Source organism: Alterotamlana spongicola (assembly GCF_035818475.1).
Lineage (GTDB): Bacteria > Bacteroidota > Bacteroidia > Flavobacteriales > Flavobacteriaceae > Cognatitamlana.
This window is the reverse complement of sequence record NZ_JAYMGV010000002.1, coordinates 314,310-336,802: the sequence shown is the minus strand read 5'-3', so window position 1 is coordinate 336,802 and position 22,493 is coordinate 314,310. Positions and strand designations below refer to the sequence as shown.

General features: G+C 32.3%; 17 protein-coding genes and 2 pseudogenes. 12 read left to right on the top strand and 7 right to left on the bottom strand.

Features of this window, described 5'->3' with window-relative positions:
- Positions 1-110: 110 nt before the first annotated feature.
- Positions 111-1,040, bottom strand: a complete 930-nt coding sequence (locus VOI54_RS13865) for a DNRLRE domain-containing protein (protein ID WP_326283443.1) — start codon at positions 1,038-1,040, stop codon at positions 111-113.
- A gap of 298 nt (positions 1,041-1,338) precedes the next feature.
- Here VOI54_RS13865 and VOI54_RS13860 point away from each other — a divergent pair, with 298 nt between their 5' ends.
- From VOI54_RS13860 to VOI54_RS13835, 6 genes are all read left to right on the top strand, one after another.
- Positions 1,339-1,905, top strand: a complete 567-nt coding sequence (locus VOI54_RS13860) for a hypothetical protein (RefSeq protein WP_326283441.1) — start codon at positions 1,339-1,341, stop codon at positions 1,903-1,905.
- 309 nt (positions 1,906-2,214) lie between these two features.
- Positions 2,215-3,132 (top strand): phospholipase A, encoded by a 918-nt coding sequence (locus VOI54_RS13855; RefSeq protein WP_326283439.1) that lies wholly within the window; start codon positions 2,215-2,217, stop codon positions 3,130-3,132.
- 86 nt (positions 3,133-3,218) lie between these two features.
- On the top strand, positions 3,219-3,638 hold the full coding sequence (locus tag VOI54_RS13850; protein ID WP_326283438.1) for a hypothetical protein: 420 nt from the start codon (positions 3,219-3,221) through the stop codon (positions 3,636-3,638).
- Between the two features lie 421 nt (positions 3,639-4,059).
- Complete coding sequence (locus VOI54_RS13845; protein ID WP_326283437.1) at positions 4,060-4,317, top strand: type II toxin-antitoxin system ParD family antitoxin; 258 nt, start codon at positions 4,060-4,062, stop codon at positions 4,315-4,317.
- A complete protein-coding gene (locus VOI54_RS13840) occupies positions 4,304-4,507 on the top strand; it encodes a type II toxin-antitoxin system RelE/ParE family toxin (RefSeq protein WP_326283435.1) in 204 nt (67 codons plus the stop codon). The genes VOI54_RS13845 and VOI54_RS13840 overlap by 14 nt, the downstream gene beginning before the upstream one ends.
- Positions 4,508-4,955: 448 nt before the next feature.
- Positions 4,956-5,897, top strand: a complete 942-nt coding sequence (locus VOI54_RS13835; RefSeq protein ID WP_326283434.1) for a TolB-like translocation protein — start codon at positions 4,956-4,958, stop codon at positions 5,895-5,897.
- A 381-nt stretch (positions 5,898-6,278) separates the two neighbouring features.
- Here the strand turns inward: VOI54_RS13835 and VOI54_RS13830 are convergent.
- From VOI54_RS13830 to VOI54_RS13815, 4 genes and pseudogenes are all read right to left on the bottom strand, one after another.
- Positions 6,279-6,394, bottom strand: a pseudogene (locus tag VOI54_RS13830) (acyl-CoA dehydrogenase family protein); the annotation flags it as partial.
- Between the two features lie 83 nt (positions 6,395-6,477).
- Positions 6,478-8,175 carry a hypothetical protein gene (locus VOI54_RS13825; RefSeq protein WP_326283433.1) on the bottom strand — a complete coding sequence of 566 codons (1,698 nt, stop codon included), beginning with the start codon at positions 8,173-8,175 and terminating at the stop codon, positions 6,478-6,480.
- Positions 8,176-8,302: 127 nt separating this feature from the next.
- Complete coding sequence (locus VOI54_RS13820) at positions 8,303-11,254, bottom strand: tetratricopeptide repeat protein (RefSeq protein WP_326283432.1); 2,952 nt, start codon at positions 11,252-11,254, stop codon at positions 8,303-8,305.
- A gap of 129 nt (positions 11,255-11,383) precedes the next feature.
- Positions 11,384-11,599: pseudogene (locus VOI54_RS13815) on the bottom strand (acyl-CoA dehydrogenase family protein); the annotation flags it as partial.
- Between the two features lie 485 nt (positions 11,600-12,084).
- Between VOI54_RS13815 and VOI54_RS13810 the strand changes: the two are divergent.
- The 6 genes from VOI54_RS13810 (at position 12,085) to VOI54_RS13785 (ending at position 19,527) form a co-directional block, all read left to right on the top strand.
- Positions 12,085-14,211, top strand: a complete 2,127-nt coding sequence (locus VOI54_RS13810) for an ATP-dependent nuclease (RefSeq protein ID WP_326283431.1) — start codon at positions 12,085-12,087, stop codon at positions 14,209-14,211.
- Entirely contained in the window at positions 14,196-16,253 is a 2,058-nt protein-coding gene (locus VOI54_RS13805; protein WP_326283430.1) for a UvrD-helicase domain-containing protein, read from the top strand. The genes VOI54_RS13810 and VOI54_RS13805 overlap by 16 nt, the downstream gene beginning before the upstream one ends.
- On the top strand, positions 16,254-16,595 hold the full coding sequence (locus VOI54_RS13800; RefSeq protein WP_326283429.1) for a hypothetical protein: 342 nt from the start codon (positions 16,254-16,256) through the stop codon (positions 16,593-16,595).
- A 722-nt stretch (positions 16,596-17,317) separates the two neighbouring features.
- The gene (locus VOI54_RS13795) at positions 17,318-17,935 is read left to right on the top strand and encodes a YqaA family protein (protein WP_326283428.1); all 618 of its coding nucleotides are present in this window, start codon (positions 17,318-17,320) and stop codon (positions 17,933-17,935) included.
- A 64-nt stretch (positions 17,936-17,999) separates the two neighbouring features.
- Positions 18,000-18,299: a DUF3817 domain-containing protein gene (locus tag VOI54_RS13790; protein WP_326283427.1), complete on the top strand. Its 300-nt coding sequence runs from the start codon at positions 18,000-18,002 to the stop codon at positions 18,297-18,299.
- The gene (locus VOI54_RS13785; protein WP_326283426.1) at positions 18,292-19,527 is read left to right on the top strand and encodes a mechanosensitive ion channel family protein; all 1,236 of its coding nucleotides are present in this window, start codon (positions 18,292-18,294) and stop codon (positions 19,525-19,527) included. The genes VOI54_RS13790 and VOI54_RS13785 overlap by 8 nt, the downstream gene beginning before the upstream one ends.
- A gap of 184 nt (positions 19,528-19,711) precedes the next feature.
- Here the strand turns inward: VOI54_RS13785 and leuB are convergent, their stop codons facing one another.
- Positions 19,712-20,770, bottom strand: a complete 1,059-nt coding sequence (gene leuB / locus VOI54_RS13780) for a 3-isopropylmalate dehydrogenase (RefSeq protein WP_326283425.1) — start codon at positions 20,768-20,770, stop codon at positions 19,712-19,714.
- Between the two features lie 96 nt (positions 20,771-20,866).
- The gene (locus tag VOI54_RS13775) at positions 20,867-22,387 is read right to left on the bottom strand and encodes a hydroxymethylglutaryl-CoA lyase-like TIM-barrel protein (RefSeq protein ID WP_326283424.1); all 1,521 of its coding nucleotides are present in this window, start codon (positions 22,385-22,387) and stop codon (positions 20,867-20,869) included.
- Positions 22,388-22,493 lie beyond the last annotated feature (106 nt).

The following is a 22,493-nucleotide window of genomic DNA, read 5'->3' as shown; positions in this document are numbered from 1 at the left end:
TACCGTATTACTTCTGGTACAGCAATTATACATTACCTGACCTATTTAATGACAAAGGAACCGGCTGGGGGGAGGTATAAGACTTTGTATATTTTTATGAATTGTCTTTTCTATGCTTTTATAATTTTTACAACTACCTTTTCTCCTTTACTAGAAATCAACGTAACAAAATAAAGTCCCGTTGGCTGTCCTGTAAGTGGTATAGTTAATGCCTTTGTTTCTGTTTGTTCTGTAAACGTTGAAACCGTTTGTCCAAGACTATTGGTAATGGTGACTGTAATAGTATTATGAGGGCTTCCTAATTGAATATTTGTATCACCTGTTGTAGGGTTAGGAGTCACAATAACCTTAGTAAAATCACTTTCTGAACTACTTAATGTGTTATAGGTAAGCTCTAAAGTTGGTGGATTAGTGGTATTTGCACTAAAGCGTTTTGCTGTGCCATCGGTAGTTTCATCTCCTATAAGCATCCATCCAAAATTAGTTGCTGAATTAGCAAACCACCCCTGAACATCCGTTAACATGGTAGCTGAGGTCCAGGTATAAGCTCCATTTCCATCCACAGATGTAGTGGCACTGGCTGTGGTATTAAAATCCCCTCCGGCAGTAGTCCAACTTGTTGTACACCCACTTGCGCCATCATGAAAACTACAATTCCAGCTGGCATCATTAACTGTAGAAGTTGCACCAGCTCCTTCTTGCCCAGCAGCGTCTGATATTCCTTGTCCCCAATCTTGAGTAAGCTTATGTAGACTAACACCAATTGCTCCGGATATGGTTTGGTTCAAATCTAGGTTTAGTGTCACACCTGTAATGGTTGCTCCGGCCGGTATTGTACTTAAATCAAACTGCAACAACGCTCGTCTAAGGTTCATTCCGGCACTCTGATTTGTTCTTCCTGCAAAAAGGTGATCTCCCATGCCATTGCTTAAATTACCCGCTTCATAAATGGTATTGTATTTATTTAATGAAATTGTAGTGCTTTGTGCATATAGCCAAAACACGCTCAGAGAAAGTATAAAAGTAATTGTCCGTTTCATAGTTTCTTACAAAGAGAAGCATATAATTGTTTTAAAACTTTACCATATGTTAAATAATGTAAGGACTCTCTTTAGGGGACACGAATACCTATTTTATCAAAATAGGAAAGGAACGAGTAAATAGTATTTTACTACAAAACGTCATGTGTTACGGAAATCCGTAACTTATTTCTTGTTAATTTTCATATATTTAAATTCCTCGAAAAGCCATTTTCTTACGCTTTACTTTCCCTAAACATGTCGTTGGTGGGTATTATACAGTTAGACCATAGTCTTTAAATTTTAAAAATTAATTCAAATGATAATGCGTATTTTAGGTAGATTATTTGTTGCAATTGATCAATTAGGAAATGTACTCGCCGGTGGCAACCCAGACAATACCATATCTGCAAGAGTGGGTTATTTTGCCAATTTTGGTGTTAAAAAGTACCGTTGGTACTGGAAAATGTTGGAAAAAGTTATTAATACCACGTTTTGGCCCTTAGATGGAGAAAATCACTGCTTGCAAGCTTATTATAATGATGCAGGCGAAAAGTTTGAACCAGGGGGCTATGCGTGGATTTATTTCATTCTCAACATTTTGATTGTTTTATCATGCATTCCACTCTTCTTACTCTTCTATTTGCTCTATACGTTTGGTTTCATTAGTCCAAAAAGAGTGAACAGGTTACAGGATTTAAAGCATCGGCTTGAGTCTTCGGAAAGAAAATTAGCAGGTATTAAATCAGAATTTGAAAAGACAAAAATTCAGGGGGATTCTAAGGTTTTAGGATTAATAGATGATATCATGACCAAAGCCACAGAAATAAAAACGATTATAGCCCCCCAGATTGAAGCACAGCTCGCCAAGGAGCGTAAAACATAATGGGCTTAAAACACTCTTATGAAGAAAATAGAGGGAACCTATGGAATAAAATGAACCAGAGGTTGGGAATGTGTATCCAATCATTTAGGCCATAAAGTAATGTGTATGTAGTGAACCTATTTAGGTATTTTTTAATATATTTGAGTTAATCGCTTTATTTTAACGTGATTATATCTCATTCTCCCTTTAAAATTTATTAATAGAATTCGTAAAATATTGTATGCGTTTTTGACGACTTACTAGAATATCCAATTTAGAGGCTTCAATTGAAACGCATTGGCAATACAATTTTTTAAAACATTAGGGTTGATGAATCAATATCAGAAATACAAAATTGTAACAGTGTTATTGGGGCTGTTATGGATTGCACCTGTGAATGGCCAAGGGAAACAACAATTAGTAAACCTTAATAATTCAAGTTTAAGTGAGCGGTGGTTGATTAAAAATGATACCGCTAAAACCTTTAAAATATTACCGTATAAACCCGTCTATCTTTTGGTTCTGAACTATATTGATGATATTAACAATAGCCCACAAAGCGGTAATCCTTTAAATACGGTCACTACGCCCACAGAGTTTAACAATGCAGAGTTTACTTTTCAATTAAGTTTTAAAACCAGGGTGCTTCGTATTAATAAAAACAAGAAACAAAAAATAGATCTGTGGGTTGCCTATACTCAATTATCCAAATGGCAGCTTTATAATGGTTTAATTTCAAGACCATTTAGGGAAACAAATTATGAACCTGAAGCTCTTATTGTCTTTCCCGTAGACTACAAAATTTTTGGATTGGAAGGAGTTTATCTTGCAGGTGGATATAATCATCAAAGCAATGGTCGGTCCAATCCGTATTCACGAAGTTGGAACCGTATTATGTTCCAAGCCGGTTGGCAAGCCAAAAATTGGAGTATAGTTTTGAATCCATGGATACGTATTCAGGAAGATTCTATTGAAGATAATAATCCGGATATTGAGAATTATATAGGCCGTGCCGAATTATTGACCGCTTTTTCTAAAAACAAACATAATGTTAGCCTTGCATTTAGACATTCTTTAAATACTGGCAATAACAATAGAGGGAGCCTACGTCTCCATTATGGATTCCAGATTGTGGACAATTTGCATCTGCATTTACAAGTTTTTCATGGGTATGGCGAAAATCTCATAGACTATAACCATAAACAAACTACTTTTGGCCTTGGGTTTTCTTTGATTCGATGGCGTTAGTACTGAGTATTAAAAGGAATTGCTACGTTTTTTTGGGTATTTGGCATAATATAGAATTATAACTTACATTTTATTAAATAAGATCAATGGAAAATTCAAGTTTATTTCAAGAGTTTGGTGTTTTAACAGAACTCTATAAATTCTATTTAGATATAGTTTTAAAATCTGTAACCTTTGTTTTAGGAGTTGCGGGTGCTGTTATAGCATATTTATTAAAAGAAGCAAAGACCCATTTATCGGCTTACGGTTTATTCGTTCCATCAATTTTATGTTTGGGCATGGGTGGGGGCTTTCTTTTAAGTTTAAAAAAAGCAAAAGAGCTAAGTGTAGCTATTGATAGCTTACATTCTAAATTGAATTTAGTACTTAAACCGCATACCGAAGTTCTTGAATCTTCACTATTAGGGTTTGGAATATTATTGATCGTATTAGGATTTATTATTCTTATATCAATTGTGCCCATAACTAGATATTTAAAAAAAATAAATAATAATATTGCAAAATGATTTAATTATGAAAATATATATTTTTCATAAGATCGATTACAATAAAATTCCAAGTTGAAAAGTTTTATAAAGCAATTTTATATAATGTCAGATTATAATATTGAAAATGAATTTTAATGTACCGCATTATGTAACTTGAACTTTGGTAAAAGCGAGGCATATGCTACTACTTTCTTTGATTTTTTTCTTTCTAAAAGTTTCTTTAAAATGTAATGAAACCCGATGGGTTCACGAGTACCAATTTATTAGAATAACGAGTGTGAGTAAATACTCTTTTTGTTGAAAGGGCAGAGGAGTGAGACAAAATGGGTATGAAATGGTAATGATTATCAATGCATAAATTTACAGGCTCCAATTTTTGTAATATTCAATGAAATGCGCTATATTACACCAATAGTATGATTATTTAAGCACGTGTATTATGTCAACAATTAGAAAAACAATAACGCTTACGGAAAAGCAAGATAAATGGATAAAGTCACGAATTACAATGGGAGAATTTACTAATGACAGTGAATACATTCGTGATTTAGTAAGACGTGATCAGGCAAAAAACGCTAAATTCTCAGCACTTAAAGCCGCTATAACAGACGGTATGGATAGTGGTGTTAGTACTAAATCTGTTCTTGATATTATGAAGGAAGTTGAAGAAGGCATGCGAGCTGATGGGCGTTTATAGAGTATCTGGTAAAGCCGAAACTGATCTTGCCAAAATGTATGAGTATGGTATTGAAACATTTGGGTTAAAACAAGCCCAGACGTACTTATTAGGAATACACACACATTTTCAAATTCTAGCTGATAATACTAGTCTTGGACGCGATGCATCAGAATTTGTGTTATTATTAAAAAGGTTTTCATATAAATAGCATACCATTTTTTATCTGACTACAGATATTGATATTCTAATAATTCGTGTATTACATCAAAGTATGGATTTTGAAAACAATATATAATTCAGTACCATAAAACACGATTAATAATAGTTATAAAACCATTTTACATAAGTGGTTGATTATGGAACAAAAAGCTTTTACAGCTACTAATCTTTTTTATTTTTTTCTTTCCAAAAGTTTCTTTGACAACAGTAATGAAACCTGGAAGGTTCTTGAGTACTTATTTATCAAATAAGGCGTGGCGAGCAAATACGCTTTGCCTGAAGCGACGATAGGAGCGAAGTGGGAATCTATGTGAAATGGATAAAAACCGCTAGTTAAAATCTTCCTAAATTATTAAGAGCCATCTCGTAAATTGAGATATTTATTGTCTATTTACATCTTACCATGCTCACTTATGGACAGAAAAAAAATAAAAACAATGAAAAAAACGTATGCTATTTTGATACTTGTATTGGTACTATTCTTAAATGCCTGCAATACTAAAAAACAGAACTCAAAAAATCGTGAGTCCCCAACTATAGAAAGCTCCTATTTAGGACAAAAGCCACCAGGTTTAATTCCTGAAATTTTCGCTCCCGGAATTATTTCGATAAATGGAAGGTACGAGCATGGTATTTCGTTTTCTCCAGATTTAGATGAAGTCTATTTTTCGGCTAATATAAAAGGAGAAGATCCGGATATCTATTTCTCAAAACTCGAGGGTGAAAAATGGGCCAGTCCTAAAAAAACAAATTTCACTAAAGGCAAAAAAGTTGGAGAAATGCATCCGTTTGTAAGTCCAAATGGTAAAACAATTCATTTTACAGCCCATGATTCATTTACATCACCCCACCATAAAGAATCCGTTAAATCTTGGTATGTAAAACGTTTAGAGAATTCATGGAGCAATGCAATACAGCTTGATTCACCTATAAATGATGATTTTGTTTTTTATTCTAATGAAGCGAAAAACGGCGATCTTTATTATACTAATGTGTCAAAACGAAAAATGTATTATGCCCCTAACAAAAATGGCAAATTTCCCGAAGTACACGAAGTTGGTCTTGAATATGGTTTTCACGGCTTTATCTCTCCATCTCAAGATTATTTAGTAGTAAATGCTCGAAACAAAGAAGATGATCAAAGAAAAAGCGATATTTATGTTTATTTTAAGAAAAAGGACAGCACATGGTCAAAACCAATTAACCTTGGAAATGAAGTAAATACTAATTTTGCTGAAACATGCCCGAGTATTACTCCAGATGGTAAATATTTATTTTTTGGTAGATATAACGAAGAAGGGGGATTATCAAACTTTTATTGGGTGAGTACAGAAATTATCAATAAGTTAAAAACGGCTTATTTTAAGACGGAACAATAATGTATGATCTGAAGAAGCCAGAATTAGCTTGTACATTTATGGATACACAGTCGCACATATCTAATCTGTTCTGTAACTAAATGTTGTTTTAATATGGAATCATCCACAGGATAATCCAATATTAAAGTGTACTATAATGTTCTGCGTTATGTAACTTGAGCTTTGGATAAAAGCGAAAGTACATTACATATTATTCTTTATTTTTTTTGGCAAATGCTTCTATACGACTTTGTTAATGGAACACTCTTTTTACGAAGCGATGATAGGAGCGTAGTGGAATGTGTGTGGAATGATTATAAATATTATTTTTTAGATTAGTTAAGTAGTTATTATGTTAAATAAAGAAAAGTAATCCTCAAAAAACAAATATAATTAGGAGTTTTATTCTTTTATCAAACTCCTAGAAATCACAATTTTTTGGATTTCAGAAGTACCTTCGTAAATCTGAGTAATTTTCGCATCACGCATTAAAAGTTTACATGATGCTTTTTTAAAAATCAGTTATCATTTTAGTTACTCAATTCCTCAGCGTATACTGATGTAATTTGGAAGCGGGGTAATAATCAAGAATGTTATTTTCTTAATTACTACAACCTCCAGGAACATCATTTACTCCAGTTGATGAAGAGAACAATTCATCCATTATAGCTTTCCCTTTTATTGTAATTTCTATATTGTCGTCTTCAACTTTGTGGATTACTCCTTCAAAAAAATTGAATTGTATTTGAGTAAGTATTTCAGGACCTGTTAATACGGCATTACTACCTATTTTGTATTTGCCAGAAATTTTTGCCTTTTGTACAAATGGCGTAATTACATTATCAACAGATTTAACAGCATCATAGGCTTCTATCCATGTATATGCTGGTATATTTAATGTTCTAACGCGAGAGACTTCAGTAGTAGTTGTAGTAGATGTTTCTACGGTGTTTTCACTAGTTGTTGTTTCTGATGATGTATAGGTGAATTCTTGTGATTGTTCTGCGCTAGTTGTTACTTCAAGGGTACCTCCCCAAACCTCACCACCAACTTTAGCAGCTACTTCAACACCTAATGTTAACCCATAACTGTATGATTCACTTGAAAACAGTTGTAAGCTTTCTGTAGTACTAAAAGTTGTTGTTCTGCTTTTAGATTCTGTCCTTCCTATTTCTTCAGTTAATTCTGCAGATGAGCAATTTTTTAATGTTGCCTTATACGCAAAATCTAATTTTGCAGGTTTAATAATTGGTTGGTTGTATGTTGTTCCCAAGTCTTCTATATGCCATTCAATATTATCAGCAATTAATCTAAATCTATCAGGCGTATTTGTAGAATTAAATTGTATGAAACCAGAAGTGTTATCAAATAAACGACCATACATTTCTGTAGCAGTCTCAGAGCCTGCTAAACGTATTTTACTCCATCCATCAGGGTAGGTTACAAGCTCAAAAATTGCTGCATTTTCTTCATTAGTGTCTGTTACTTCAAAGCTTGTACAATTAAAATCAATATCATCAACAGTTTCGCCACATTCATTGTATAACCCCATCCAACCAAATCCATCATCCAGACCTAACGTTTTTAGGCGAATTTTAAATTTATTGTCGATTATTTGATTATTATTATCGTAAACAGGCTGGAAATAAAATTGTTGATATAATGTTGTACTACTGTTATACAAATCATAGGCACTAACTTTGAAATGTACAACTTTATTGCCTTGAATAAAATCATCAGTAGATAGAACTCCTGAAATGTTTTCAACCATAATAAGATAGGGTATTTCTTCATTTAAGGTTAAAGGTGTTTTTATATATTCTTTATCTGTTTGAAGTTTTAATGGAAGATTTGAGCTATCTAATACTTGATTATTGCTATTATATGTTGTTAATGTACCATCTGTATCTGTTATTATAATTTCTAATGGTGTTCCGTTTGCGAAACTTGTTTTTTCCTCAGCACTAAGTGAATCATTCAAAACGGAAAATATAGCAAGGTTTGTATATTCATCAATATCTAGTTCTGTATTGAATTTTCCATAATCTTGAAAGGAAATTTTAGCTTTGGTAGCAACATACCCTTTTTTGAATATTTTTCGTGTGTCTATAACTAAACCAACACTTCCTTGATCTACATGAATTTTAGTGTTTGTAGTATCTATTTCTTCTTCAATGGCTGCTAATATTTCATTTTCTGGAGTTATTATTTCAACGTAAGTACAACTACCTAAAGTAATACTTAATACCACAAATAGTAATAGTGAAAATTCATTAAAATTGCTATTTTCTTTTTTCATGATTTCTTCTCGTTTTAGTTAATAGCACAAAGTAAGTGTCTGCGTTAGCGCCACACCTATGAGAATTGTAGCAAATGCTGTAATTTTTGTCGCAAATAAAGGGTTGTGCTATATGAACGGAAGAAGTTTAGCTTTTACTTGTTTGATTTTGAATTTCTGTTGGGGTGTATCCAAAATGTTTACGAAAGCATTTTGTAAAATAAGATGGGCTACCAAAACCAACTTGATAAGCAATTTCGGAAGTAGTAGCTGCTTTTTGTTTTAATAGGTCATGTGCTCGTTGCAATCTAAATGATTGCATAAATTTGCTTGGGCCTTGATCTAGCAATCCTATTAATTTTCGATGTAATTGAGATCGGCTCATGCCAATTTCTATACTTAATTGTGTTACTCCAAAATTTTCGTTTGACATATTAAATTCTACTAATTCAATAAGCCTATTTAAAAACTTTTCATCTATAGAATTTACGGTAATGTCTTTTGGTTTTAAAACCCCTTCTTTTTTATATTTTATTCTTAATTTTTCTCTAGACTCTATTAAATTTTGTATCCGTACTAACAATTCTTTTGGTACAAAGGGTTTGGTTAGGTATGTATCTGCTTTACTCAATAATCCTTGCATTTTATCATCTAACGATGCTTTAGCTGTTAGTAAAATTATTGGAATATGACTGGTTTTTTCATCCTGTTTTAAAGTTTTGCAAACTTCATACCCATTTTTTTTAGGCATCATTACGTCACTAATAATTAAATCAGGAATATGTTCTTTGGCAATTTCAATACCTGCTTCACCATTTTTGGCTTCTAAAATTTGATAAGTGTCGCCAAGAATTTCTTTTATATATTGCATCACATCGGCATTATCTTCTATCAACAATAAAATTGGAGAAGAAGCTTCTGATCTATTGGTTGAAGCAAAATCTGGTTGTTCAATCGATTTGATTAAAACATTGCTTGTTTTGGGTGTTTCTTTTTTAAGCACCTGTGTAAATTCTTGTTCGCTAAAATGGGCTTTTCCAAGCGGAAGCATTACGTTAATTTCGGTTCCTTCTCCTTCTTTACTATAAGCGCTTATAGACCCTTTGTGTAATTCTACTAATTCTTTAGTGAGCGCTAAGCCAATACCGCTACCATCATATTGACTATCTTGTTGATTACTACTTTGGTAAAATCGATTAAAAATGGTATCGATATCCTCATTAGGTATTCCTTTGCCATTGTCTTTAACAGCAATTTTACAATGCTGTTTATGTTGTGTGTCTTCAATGACTTCGAGACTTACGCTAATTTTACCCTTATTAGGTGTAAAATTAAAAGAGTTTGTTATTAGGTTTATTAGAATTGTTTCTACTTTTTCACGGTCAAAATAGACCTGTAAATGCTCAACATCTGATGTAACCATTAATTCGATTTTTTTTGCTTCAACTTTGGATTGAAATGACATAGAAACTCCTTTTATTACAGAAACAATATCGCTTTCAGTCAGCTCTAATATAGAACTTCCTGATTCTATCTTAGACAGGTCAAGCAATTGGTTTATCAATGACAATAGCCTACTAGCATTTCTTTCCATTGCATCTAAATGATAACTCATTTTAGCATTTTTAACCCCAGATTTTAAAATTTTAATAGGTCCTAGTATAAGAGTAAGTGGTGTTCTGAATTCATGAGAAATGTTAGAAAAAAAATTGGTTTTCATTTTGGCAAGTTGATGCTCCTTTTCAAATAAAAGACGGTTCTTTTTACTTTTTTGGCGTTGTTGGTTGTATAAAAGGAATAATATAGCCGTTATTAATAATCCAGAAACTAAATAGGTGTTTCGTCTAAAATCAGCGGTTTGCTTTTGTTGTTGTAAGGCTGCTATTTCTTGCTCTTTTTTTTCTGTTTCATAAGCTAATTGCAATTGCCCCATTTGCTTTTCTTTGCTGAGACTGAACAAACTGTCCTTAATTGCATAAGATTTGACTAACAAGGGATAAGCTTTTTTATAATTTCCTTGCTCTTTAAAAGATTTGGCGAGGTTGTGATATGCATATCTCAATTGGCTTGGATCATTTATTTTTAAGGAAGTATCAATAGCTAGTTGTGCATATTTTGATGCTTCTTTAGGTTTTTTAAAGGCAAGATAGGTCTCAGCTATATCGTTTAGGGTATGGGCTTTATTGTAGTTGTTTTCTTCTTCAAGCTTTAAGGCAGAAAATAAACTAGTCAAGCTCTCTTCAAAATGGCCTAGGCTTTTTAAGGTTGATCCAATATTGCCTAACAGAATTCCCTCATCTTCCTTATAGTTTAGTTGTCTTGCAATAATTAATGCCTCTTTATAGTTGTTCAAGGCTTCCTTATAGGAATCAATTTTTTGGTAGGTTGCTCCCAAGTTTATCATATTGATGAGAATACCCTCTTGATCATTATTTGCATAATCTATAATCAAGGCTTCTTTAAAATACCTAATAGCATCATCAAATTTGGATATTAACATATACGTATGGCCAATGTTAGATTTAATAACGGATATCCCACTTTGATTATCCAATTCTTCATTAATCCGTAGCGATATAAAAAAGCTGCTTAATGCGGCCTCATAGTTTCCTTGTTCTTGTCTAATCCTTCCGAATGAGATATGGCAGTATGCTATGTTTTTTTTCTTTCCTAATTTTTCATATATCTCTCTAGCTTGCTCAAGATATGTTAGTGCTTTTGCAAAATCATTTTTCGACTCATAAAAACGACTCAAGTTGTAAAAGCCTTGAGCGGTAAGGAATTGGTTAATAATTTCTTTGGATTTTTCTATGCCTTTTTCAAAAAAAACCATCGCTTTATCATAATTACCCTGCCGTATATAGATTGCCCCTAATTGATAAAGACTCTTGGTTTCTGTTTCTTTGTCACCTTCTTCTCTTGCAACTGTAATAGCCTGTGAAACATATTTCTTCGCTTTTTCGGGTTCATTGTTAGCATATTTGAGAGAAAGATCAAGAAGTTTTTTGGATGAGACTTGTTTTTGGGATATTGATGTTTGCGCTGCTAAAGAGATATCTTGCTGGTTTTGTACTAAAAGAAGAAAGCCATTAAATAGCATAGTAAAAACTATAAACAAATTGCGCATGAAGTTTATTGTACTAAATAATATAATTATAACACAATACAAATTACAAAAAAACCAGCATACATGCTGGTTTTAAAATTATTTTTAACAGAAAAGCTTTACTTAATCCTTAATAATACTCCTATAAATCACAATTTTCTGGATTTCAGAAGTTCCTTCATAAATCTGTGTAATTTTTGCATCACGTATTAAACGCTCCACATGGTATTCTTTAACAAAACCATTACCATCATGAATTTGCACTGCTTCAACGGTGTGTTCCATAGCCACTTTTGAGGCATATAATTTTGCCATGGCACTAGACATATCGTAATTGTGATAACAATTTGATTTTATAAAACAATCAAGCGTTTGGCAGCGGCAATTTTACATAATGGCTAATTATAGCTACATAGTAACTAACATTCAAGCCTGTAACTAAATGTTGTTTTAATATTGAATCATCCGCTGGATAATCCAATATTAAAAGTGTACTATAATGTACCGCGTTATGTAACTTGAGCTTTGGTTAAAAGCTTTCCCAAAGACAAATGTTTCTTTAATTTTTTTCTTCTCAAATGTTTCTTTAAAAATGTAATGGAATACGCTTTGCCCGAAGCGACGATAGGAGTGAAGTGGGAATGTGTATGGAATGGGAATATTCTCTACTAATTTTCAATTAATTACGGGATTCCGTAGAAAGTTACTTGTTAAAATTTTCTATATTTGAGAGACTATCTTTTGAGTTATAATTTTCCCTAAGTGCTATCTCAAACTAATATTGTTTTATAGGTGTGTATACTATAAGGCTAAATTATTTATGTATGAAAATTAAACAAATAGAAATTAAGAATTACAGATTACTAAAGGATTTTACAATCGATTTGGAAGATGAACTTTCTTTGGTAATTGGTAAAAATAATTGCGGTAAAACATCATTTCTTTCAATATTGGAAAGATTTTTAATTAAGGATGAAAATAGTTTTTCATTTGATGATTTTAATATAGAATATCAACAAGAATTAAAGACTTTAGTAAAAGAACCCGATACATCTGAAGATTTTTATTTTGGTTTAAGTATGACTCTTGAAATACACTATGATGAGATAGATGACCTTACCAACATTTCTTCTATAATGCTTAACCTTGAGCCCGATACCAATATTGTTCTTTTAGCTTTTCATTATGCAATGGAATATGAAGGATTTGTAAGACTTAAAAAAGACTTTAATTTTTTTGTAAAAGAAGGAGGAAGAGATGACATAACATATTTCTTAATGAAGAATCACAAAAACGGTTACTTTCAAATACAGAAGAAAGCTGTTGATTTTGATAATAAGGATAATACGGAATTAATAACTGACAAAAACTTAATTAGGAGAATCATTAACTTTCAACGTATAGGTGCGAAAAGAGATGTTAAAAATGAAGGAGGGGAAACCAGTAAATCAGATAGAACACTTTCGAAGATGTCATCTAGGTATTATGATAAAATTTCAAATTCAGAAGATGACGAAGACAACACCAAAGAATTAAAGAAAAAGCTTAATGAAACTGACGAAAGATTAAATATTGTTTATGAAAAAGTTTTTAAAAGAATAGTAGATAAAGTTGGCAGATTTGGAGGACTAGTTAAAGGAGATTCTATAATAGAAGTTAAATCTACTTTAGAAGAAAAAAATATTCTAAAAGAGAACACATCTGTTATGTATAGGCACAATGGTATACAGCTTTTACCAGAAGATTATAATGGTCTAGGGTATATGAACCTTATTGCAATGATTTTCGAAATAGAAGTTATTTTATACGATTTTAAAAAGGAAAAGCAAACTAATAAAATACAAGAAATTCCAGCTGACATTAATTTGTTATTTATCGAGGAGCCTGAAGCTCATACGCACCCTCAAATGCAGTATATATTTATTAAGAATATAAAAGATGTCCTAAAAGAAGGAGCAATACTAAAAGGTGAAGCTAAAATTAATTTACAAACAGTTATCAGTACACATTCTTCACACATTGTTGCTGAAAGTGATTTTAATGATATTAAATATCTATTTAAACATAATCCTTATGAAGCTAAAATTAGAAGTTTAAAGGAGCTTGAAAAGGAATATAAAAACAATGGAGAAATTGAGAATTTTAATTTTCTAAAAAAGTATCTTACACTTAATAGAGCAGAACTATTTTTTTCTGAAAAAGCTGTTTTTATCGAAGGAGATACGGAAAGATTGTTACTTCCTGCTATGATGAAAAAGCTTGATATAGAAAGAGAGAGTTTGAATAAAACAAATGGTATTGTTCCTTTATTATCTCAAAACATTTCTGTTATTGAAGTTGGAGGAGCCTATGCAAACATTTTTGAAAAATTCATTGATTTTCTTGGTATTAAAAGCTTAATCATAACAGACATAGACTCTTGTGAAAAAATAAAAGTTGTAAAAGAAGGTAAAGTTCAACAAACCAAAAAAGGTAAAGATAAAGAGCAATTACAAAAATGTCCTGTCGTTGATGGTACAGAAACAAAAAATCCTACTTTGAATCTGTTTTATAAAAAACCTTCAATATCAGATTTACAAAAAAAACTAATCACAAATAAAACCTTCAAGAAAACCATTCTTAAAAAAGGTGATGATAAAGAATGGGTCGAAGATAAAGAAGGTAATCTTTTAGTAATTTATCAAATTGATGAGTATGGTTATAATGCCAGAAGCTTTGAAGATGCGTTTATTAATTTGAATTTATATTTCCTTAAAAATAATAAGAAGGTTTTTAAAAGTTTGCAGAATAAGAAAAAACTTAATGGAAATGATTTTTATAAAATAGCTGAAAAATGCTTAAAAGGTAAAACGCTTTTTGCACTAGACATTCTTTATTATAGTGATGACAAATTTGAAGATTGGTTTATTCCAGAATATATTAAAGAAGGATTATTATGGCTACAGAACTAGAGCAAATTCTTAATCATATTAAAGAGGGTAATAATTTTCTTTTAAGTGGTGGTGCAGGAAGTGGAAAAACGTATTCATTAATTGAAGTTATAAAATCCATTTATGAAAAAGAACCAATGGCAAAAATAGCTTGTATAACCTATACAAATGTTGCTGTCGCAGAAATCAAGGAACGTGCACCATATGAAAACTTAAGAGTTTCTACAATTCATGACTTTCTTTGGGATATTATTAAAACTTACCAAGAAGATCTAAAAAAGTGCCTTATAGAATTAATAGAAAAAGAACAAGCAGAAGAGAAAACTGGAATTAGATATAGTGGAAGTTTGAAATTGGATTTTGACTATTTTGAAAAAATAGATAGAATTCAATATCGTGAAATCAAAAAACTTGAGAAAGGAGTTATTTCTCACGATGAAGTAATAATTATTGCTGAATATATGTTTTCAAAATATTCATTGCTACAAGACATATTAAAAGACAAATATGAATACTTGTTGATTGATGAATATCAGGATACCAATAAAAGTGTAATAAATATTCTTTTAGAATATTTACCCAAATCAAAGAAAAAAAACATTTTAGGTTTTTTTGGCGATAAAATTCAATCAATTTATGAAAGCTTGGGAGCAGTTGGAGATATAGATGAATACGTCGGAGATGATAAAGCTGTTAAGGAAGTTGAAAAAACTGCAAATAGGAGAAATCCTCAGTTAGTAATTGATTTAGCAAATGAAATTAGAAATGACGGTTTAATACAAATACCTGCTGACAAAGAGGAGAAACCTCCGAATCGCAATGCTAATGGAGATGTTATTGAAGGAAATATTAAATTTTTGTACTCATTAAAAGATGAATTGGATTTTGATAAAATAATGGCACTTAAATACTTTAAAGAATTTGATTTCAATGAACCTAAAGAAAATAAAGAACTCTATTTAACAAATCCACTTATTGCACCTAAAGCTGGGTTTCCAGAACTTATGAAAATATATAATAAGGATAAAATATTTTCAGGTGATGAATTTAAACGCCGTATAACTAAATATATTAAGGATAATGACATTACTACTGATTTCACGGAATTAAGCTTTGAGGAAGTGATTAATGAATTAATTAATACAATAACCAAAGCAAAATTAACCTTTACTAAGATTTTAGAAAAGTTAGAAAATGATGTCGATATTTCTGACCCAGATAAAACTTATACGAAGATTTTAAATTTAATTGTTAAACCTTATGGAAATGTTTTGAAGAAATTGATACCTACTCAAGGTCAATTTAATTTCATTTTAGAGAACCCAGACTTATTTAAGGAAGCACTTGATTATCCATATGAGCAAGTACGAAAAATATATTTAGACAAAGAACAGCTAATTAGTAGTAAAAAGATAAATAGTGAAGATGCCAAAAAGAAGGGTTACAAAATTGACCCATTAATTTCTCACCTAATGAAAATTCAGGAATGTATTAAGCTATATCAAACAAAAGAATTTAATACTTTCATAAAAAAAACTGATTATAGGATTACTAAAGCAAGCCACAAAAGAATATTAAAGGAAGCTATTGAGAATTTAAGTAGTATGAATAATTCTTCTATTGAAGATGTAATCAAATTTTCTAACGATAATAATATTATTAAAAGCAATGATGATGATTATATTGATTTTATTACAAACAAAGCTTATATCTACAATAGGGTTAAGAAACTTAAATATCAAGAGATAATAAACTTATTTGAATATGTTGAGGGATATACTTTATTTTCAACTCAACACAATATTAAGGGAGCTGAATTTGATAATGTTTTTTTAGTTCTAGATAATGGGAATTGGTCTCAATATAATTTTGAATACTTATTTGAAAACAGAACCGATAGAGAATCTGTTTTAGAGAGAACTAGGAAAATATTTTATGTTTGTTGTACAAGAGCAAAGAAAAATCTTATAGTTTTATTTCATAAACCTTCTGATGCATCTGTTAAGTATGCTGAAAAATTATTTGGTTCATCGAATATGATTGATTTGGATAAAATTTTATAAATGGAAATAAGAGTATTAGCCCCAAATGATTGCACTGAAGAGGAATTAACTAGTTTTTTTAAGCTAGTAGAAGATGGAGGACAAGTAAATTTAAAGACTTTAATGAACAGGGTCAAAAGTGCTAAATTACTTGCTTTTGGGTATGTAGATAAAGAATTAGCTTGTGTTTCTTCAATTAAGATTCCCGATACTGGATATAAAAATAGAATATTTAAGAGCGCATCAATAGAGTCAGAATCTAAACTTTATGCATTTGAATTGGGATATTCTATGACCAAGGAAAAACATAGAGGTAATGGTTATAACTTCAAGTTAAATAGTACTCAACATTATGTAAAATAGAACTAATGCGTTTTTACCCAGATGAAGCGTTGGCAAAACGGCCTCAGAAAACTTTGGTCAAAACAATAGGTGAATGAGCGTACGTATTTTAGAGGACTAGCAATACATATTCTTAATAATTAAAAGGTTTCAAGTTAGTTCTAAGCAATCTTTTAAAAATGTTGAATAATTGTAGAATTTGAGCAAGTGTACAGAAATTATCTCGCAGAGTAATTTTGTACTCTTGCGGAACGCTTTACGAGAATGCCGTAGAAAAAAATATTGCAGGATTATTATCGAATACGAGAATTATAATTAATAGTAAAAGTTATAGCTTTTTTTGGTGTGGCCAAGCGTTGGCAAATTGAGTTTAAAATTAAATGCCATAAAGCATTTAATTTTTTAAAAACAATAAAGCGGTTGGGCGCGGCAATTTTACATAACGACAAATTATAGTACGTTACACATTAATAAATATAACTACGAAGCCACAATTAGCTTGTCATAATTACTATCGATATAAGTCTAAAGCCGTTATATCTGTAATTATGTCAAATATCGCTAAAAAGCGCTATTTCGCTAATTGTTGTAAAATGTACTATAATTTATATTATGTAAAATAGAATATTTTAAAACTAAACTAACACCCTCCTTTTATAATGTTAAAACTATTCAAAAAACATAAATAAATTACTGTATTACATCGATTACACCTATATTTGCAGGCCCGTTTAACAACTATCATGAAACCTAGAGTAAAAACAAAATCATCAAAATCACGTATACATTTACTGCATCAGTATTATTGTTATACCGGTTTTTATACTTTTGTTTGGCAGGCCGTTAAAAAAGCATTGCCCTATATTATTGCTATTATTATAGCGCTTTATACGGTTAATTATTTTTTTAATATAAATCAGGCGCTGGTTCAGTTAACTGAAATCCTTCCGGTTTACGGTGTTTTAGGCTTCTTTTTTGTTTCTGAAACGTTTTTAGGACTGGTGCCACCGGAGATTTTTATTGCCTGGGCAGATAAAATGGTCCATTCCTGGTTGTTCTTAGGTGTTCTAGCTATACTGTCTTATGGCGGTGGCTTGTTAGCCTACTGGATGGGACGTTATATAACTAAGCTTCCTTCGGTACATAATTATTTAGAGGTTAAAATGGAAAAACAGCTTAAAAACTCCAAAAAATGGGGTGGTTTTCTCATTGTGGTTGGTGCCCTGTTACCACTACCCTTTTCCATTTCCTGTATAGCGGCCGGTATTATTAAATTTCCTTTTAAAAATGTTGTGATATACGGGTCTTTGCGTTTATTGCGCTTTGCTATTTATGGACTCATCATTTTCAACGCCATATAAAAAAGTCTTAAAAACAACGCTTATTAGCTCGATGTGATTTACTTTTGCACAAAAAATAAATCATATGTTTTCATTCATTAATATTTTTAGGCTAGTCGCACTTTTAGAAGGAGTATCATATATCTTATTACTGTTTATAGCAACGCCTCTAAAATACTTAGCCGATGACCCACAATATGTAAAGTTACTGGGGATGCCTCATGGCCTATTATTTGTAGCCTATGTAGCATTGGCTTTTCTGTTAAAAAAAGAATTTGCCTGGACTCAAAAACAGTTTCTGATCGTACTGGTAGCCTCTATAATCCCATTTGGAACGTTTTATGTTGATAGGGTTTATCTTAAAAACTTAAAGCCAAATGAATAGATTAAAACATTTAATTTATGAGTTTTTGGTTTCAGCGGGCATTCCAGAAACCACAGCCAAATACTTAAATGTATTGCTGTTGCTCATTGCCTTGTTACTGCTCATTTTTATCATTGATTTTGTAATCAGGAAGCTGCTGATACAGGCATTTACACAGTTCTCTCAGCGTACAAAAACCGATTTTGATAATTTACTGGTCTCCAATAAAGTCCCCAGAAATATTGCGCATATCGTACCTTTTTTAGTCGCCTTGGAATTTATTCCCGATATTTTCGAAGATTTTTATGATTTTGAGATCATTGTTGAAAAAGGCTTACAGGTCTTTGCTATTTTATTGACCCTATGGGTGGTCAGAAGCATTCTCAATACCATAAAAGACTATTTAAAAACCTTGCCTAGGTTTAAAGACAAACCTATAGACAGCTATATACAGGTCTTTATGATATTTGCCTGGATTGTTGGGTTTTTATCTGCCATAGCCATTGTGACCGGCATCTCGTACGTCAAGTTTATTACCGGAATGGGTGCTATTTCTGCAGTGGTACTTTTAGTCTTTAAGGATACTATTTTAGGCTTTGTGGCCAGTATTCAGGTAGCTATAAATGACATGGTTCATATAGGCGATTGGATAACCTTTGAAAAATATGGTGCTGATGGTGATGTTATTGAGATCAATTTAGCTACCGTAAAAGTTCAGAACTTTGATAAAACCATTACTACCATTCCTACTTATGCATTAATATCTGATTCTTTTAAGAACTGGCGTGGTATGGCCAATTCTGATGGCAGGCGTATAAAGCGAGCTTTATTTATCAAACAAAATACTGTAAAATACTTAACGCCTGAAACCATTGAAAAGCTTAAAGATATTGAACTTTTAACCGGGTATTTGGAAACTAGGCAAAAGGATATCACGGCTTATAATACCGCAAATGATGTCAATAAGACGCTATTGTTGAACGGTAGGAATCTTACTAATTTAGGAGTGTTTAGAAAATATATAGATGCTTACCTAAACAGTCATTCCGCCGTCAATAAAGATATGATGATCATGGCACGCCAACTGGCTCCAACAACCCAAGGTATTCCGTTAGAGATCTATGCGTTTAGTAGTGATAAACGCTGGGAGAACTACGAGTATATTATGGCCGATATTTTTGATCATGTTATTGCAGCAGTTCCCTATTTTGACCTGGAGATTTTTGAACTGCCGACAGTATTACAATAAATAACGGAGCTGTTTGATAAATTAGATTCCTAAGATTCTTCGCTTCACTGTACTGTGTCCTGTACAATTTTTAAATTTACACTGACTTAGGGAAAGAACCAAAAAAAATGGATTTAGCATAAAGTTACTAAATCCATTTTAAAGTTGGTATTATTATAAGGTTAATTCCTTATCTATTCATGTTTTAGATATTAGCAGCTAGCCAATCCCCTACTTCACTGGTTCCGTAGGCTTTTCCACCATCAGCTAAATCTTCTGTGACAATACCTTCAGCTAAAGCCTTATTAACGGCATCTCTGATAGCTTTTCCTTCTTCCTGTAAATTGAAAGCGGTTTCAAACATCATGGCAGCAGATAAAATAGTAGCCATAGGATTTGCTATATTCAATCCTGTAGCTTGCGGGTAAGATCCGTGTATCGGTTCAAATAATGACACTTCTGCCCCCATTGAAGCCGACGGCATTAATCCCATAGATCCTGAAATTACTGAAGCCTCATCGGTTAAAATATCACCAAATAAGTTTTCAGTGATCAATACATCATAACTATTTGGCCATTGTACCAAACGCATAGCCACGGCATCAACAAATTCATAACTCACTTCAACCTCAGGATAATCTTTTTCCATAGCCTGAACCGTTTCTCTCCATAAACGTGATGTTTCCAATACGTTAGCTTTATCCACACAACATAATTTCTTAGAGCGTGCCATAGCCAATTCAAATCCCTTTTTAGCTAAGCGTTGTACTTCTTTTCTGGTATAAACACAGTTATCATAAGCCGTTTCGCCTTCATCTCTTCTTCCCTTTTCACCAAAATAAATACCACCGGTCAGCTCACGTAAAAACACTAAATCAGTACCTTCAATACGTTCTTGCTTTAATGGCGATTTATCTATAAGAGAAGGAAATGTAAACGTTGGACGTACATTGGCAAATAAACCTAATTTTTTACGCATTTTTAAAAGCCCCTGCTCCGGACGCACCTTTGCAGATGGGTCATTATCAAAACGTGGGTGCCCTATAGCTCCAAAAAGAACAGCATCAGAACTAGCACAGATCTCATGGGTTTCATCCGGATAAGGCTCTCCAACAGCATCAATGGCTGCAGCACCTGTTAAGGCTGGTTTCCATGTAATTTCATGTCCGAATTTTTTAGCAACGGCATCACTAACCTTTACGGCCTGATCTATAACTTCCGGTCCTATTCCGTCTCCGGCTAAAAGCGCTATATTAAATTTCATTGTTTTATATTTTAATTTTTAATTCTATTTTAAATTATTTGGGTGTTCCCTATCCTTTTCACAAACTTAGGACAACGGGACTTACTAATCTCTTTACTAATTAATAATAATGTTTAGCATTTTCTCTGTAGCCTTGATTGCAGATACGGTTTGATCAGAATCCAAACCACGGGTTTTAAATTCTTTTTCTGAATTTTTCCAGGTAATAATGGTTTCACATAAAGCGTCAGAATGACTGCCCGGAGGAATCCTAACCGCATAATCAATTAAATCCGGCAACACCATCTTCTTTCTTTTGAAAACATGTCTTATGGCATTCATAAACGCATCAAACTGTCCGTCTCCCTGTGCATGTTCTTCAAAAACTTCATCTTCTATGGTAATTGAAACCGTAGTGGATGGTTTTAAGCCTTTAGAATGTGTCAGCACATAGGAATTAACCTTGATTTTTTCTTCGTAGTTATAGTCTAAAACATCCGAAATGATATATGGTAGATCTTCTTTGGTTACCACCTGCTTTTTATCACCTAACTCAATGATACGTTGTGTCACTTTTTTTAGGTCTTCATCATTTAATTGAAGCCCTAATTGCTGTAAATTCTTTTGTATATTTGCCTTTCCTGAAGCTTTTCCTAATGCATACTGTCTGGTTCTCCCAAACCTTTCAGGCATTAAATCACTAAAATAAAGATTCTTTTTATTATCACCATCAGCATGAATTCCGGCCGTTTGTGTAAATACATTGGCGCCAATAATAGGCTTGTTTGCCGGTATCATAACACCGGAGAAATTCTCTACCAATTTACTGACCGTGTACAATACCTTTTCATTAACACCCATTTGAATACCTGGCATAAAATCATTTATAACAGCAATAGTACTGGACATGGGTGCATTTCCGGCACGTTCTCCCATACCGTTAACAGTAAGGTGTAAACCATCAGCTCCGGCTTTTAGCCCTTCCATCACATTAGCTACGCCCAGATCATAATCATTATGTGCATGAAAATCAAAATGCAAATCCGGATACGTATCCTTAATCTCTTTTACAAAATCAAAAGATTCTTTAGGCGTTAAAACCCCCAAAGTATCCGGTAACATAATACGCTTAATTGGCTGTGTAGAAAGAAACTCTAAAAATTCATGGACATAGTCCTTAGAGTTTCGCATACCATTACTCCAATCTTCCAAATACACATTGGTGTCAATACCTTTTTCAGTGGCCAGCTCAACAACTTCTGAAATTTCTTTAAAGTGCTGGTTAGCAGTTTTTTTAAGCTGATGAGTTAAATGGTTTAATGAGCCTTTAGTTAGTAAGTTTTGAACTTTGGCGCCGGCCTCAATCATCCATTCAATAGACACACCTTTATCTACAAAGCTTAAAACTTCAACCTGATCTAAATAACCATGTTCAGAAGCCCATTCTGTAATATCTTTAACCGCCTGAAACTCCCCTTCTGATACTCTTGCTGATGCAATTTCTATTCGGTCTACTTTTAATTCTTCAAGTAAGAGTTTAGCAATGGTTAACTTTTCAGAAGCAGAAAACGACACACTCGAGGTTTGTTCACCATCGCGTAATGTCGTATCCATTATTTCTATGTTCTTTTTTTTCATATTTTAAACCGATCTATAAAGCATCTTTTATTGCTTTTAAACTCTAAAAATATAAGTAAACAAATATAAAAAAAGAGATTAAATTAACAGGGAAATACTACTTATA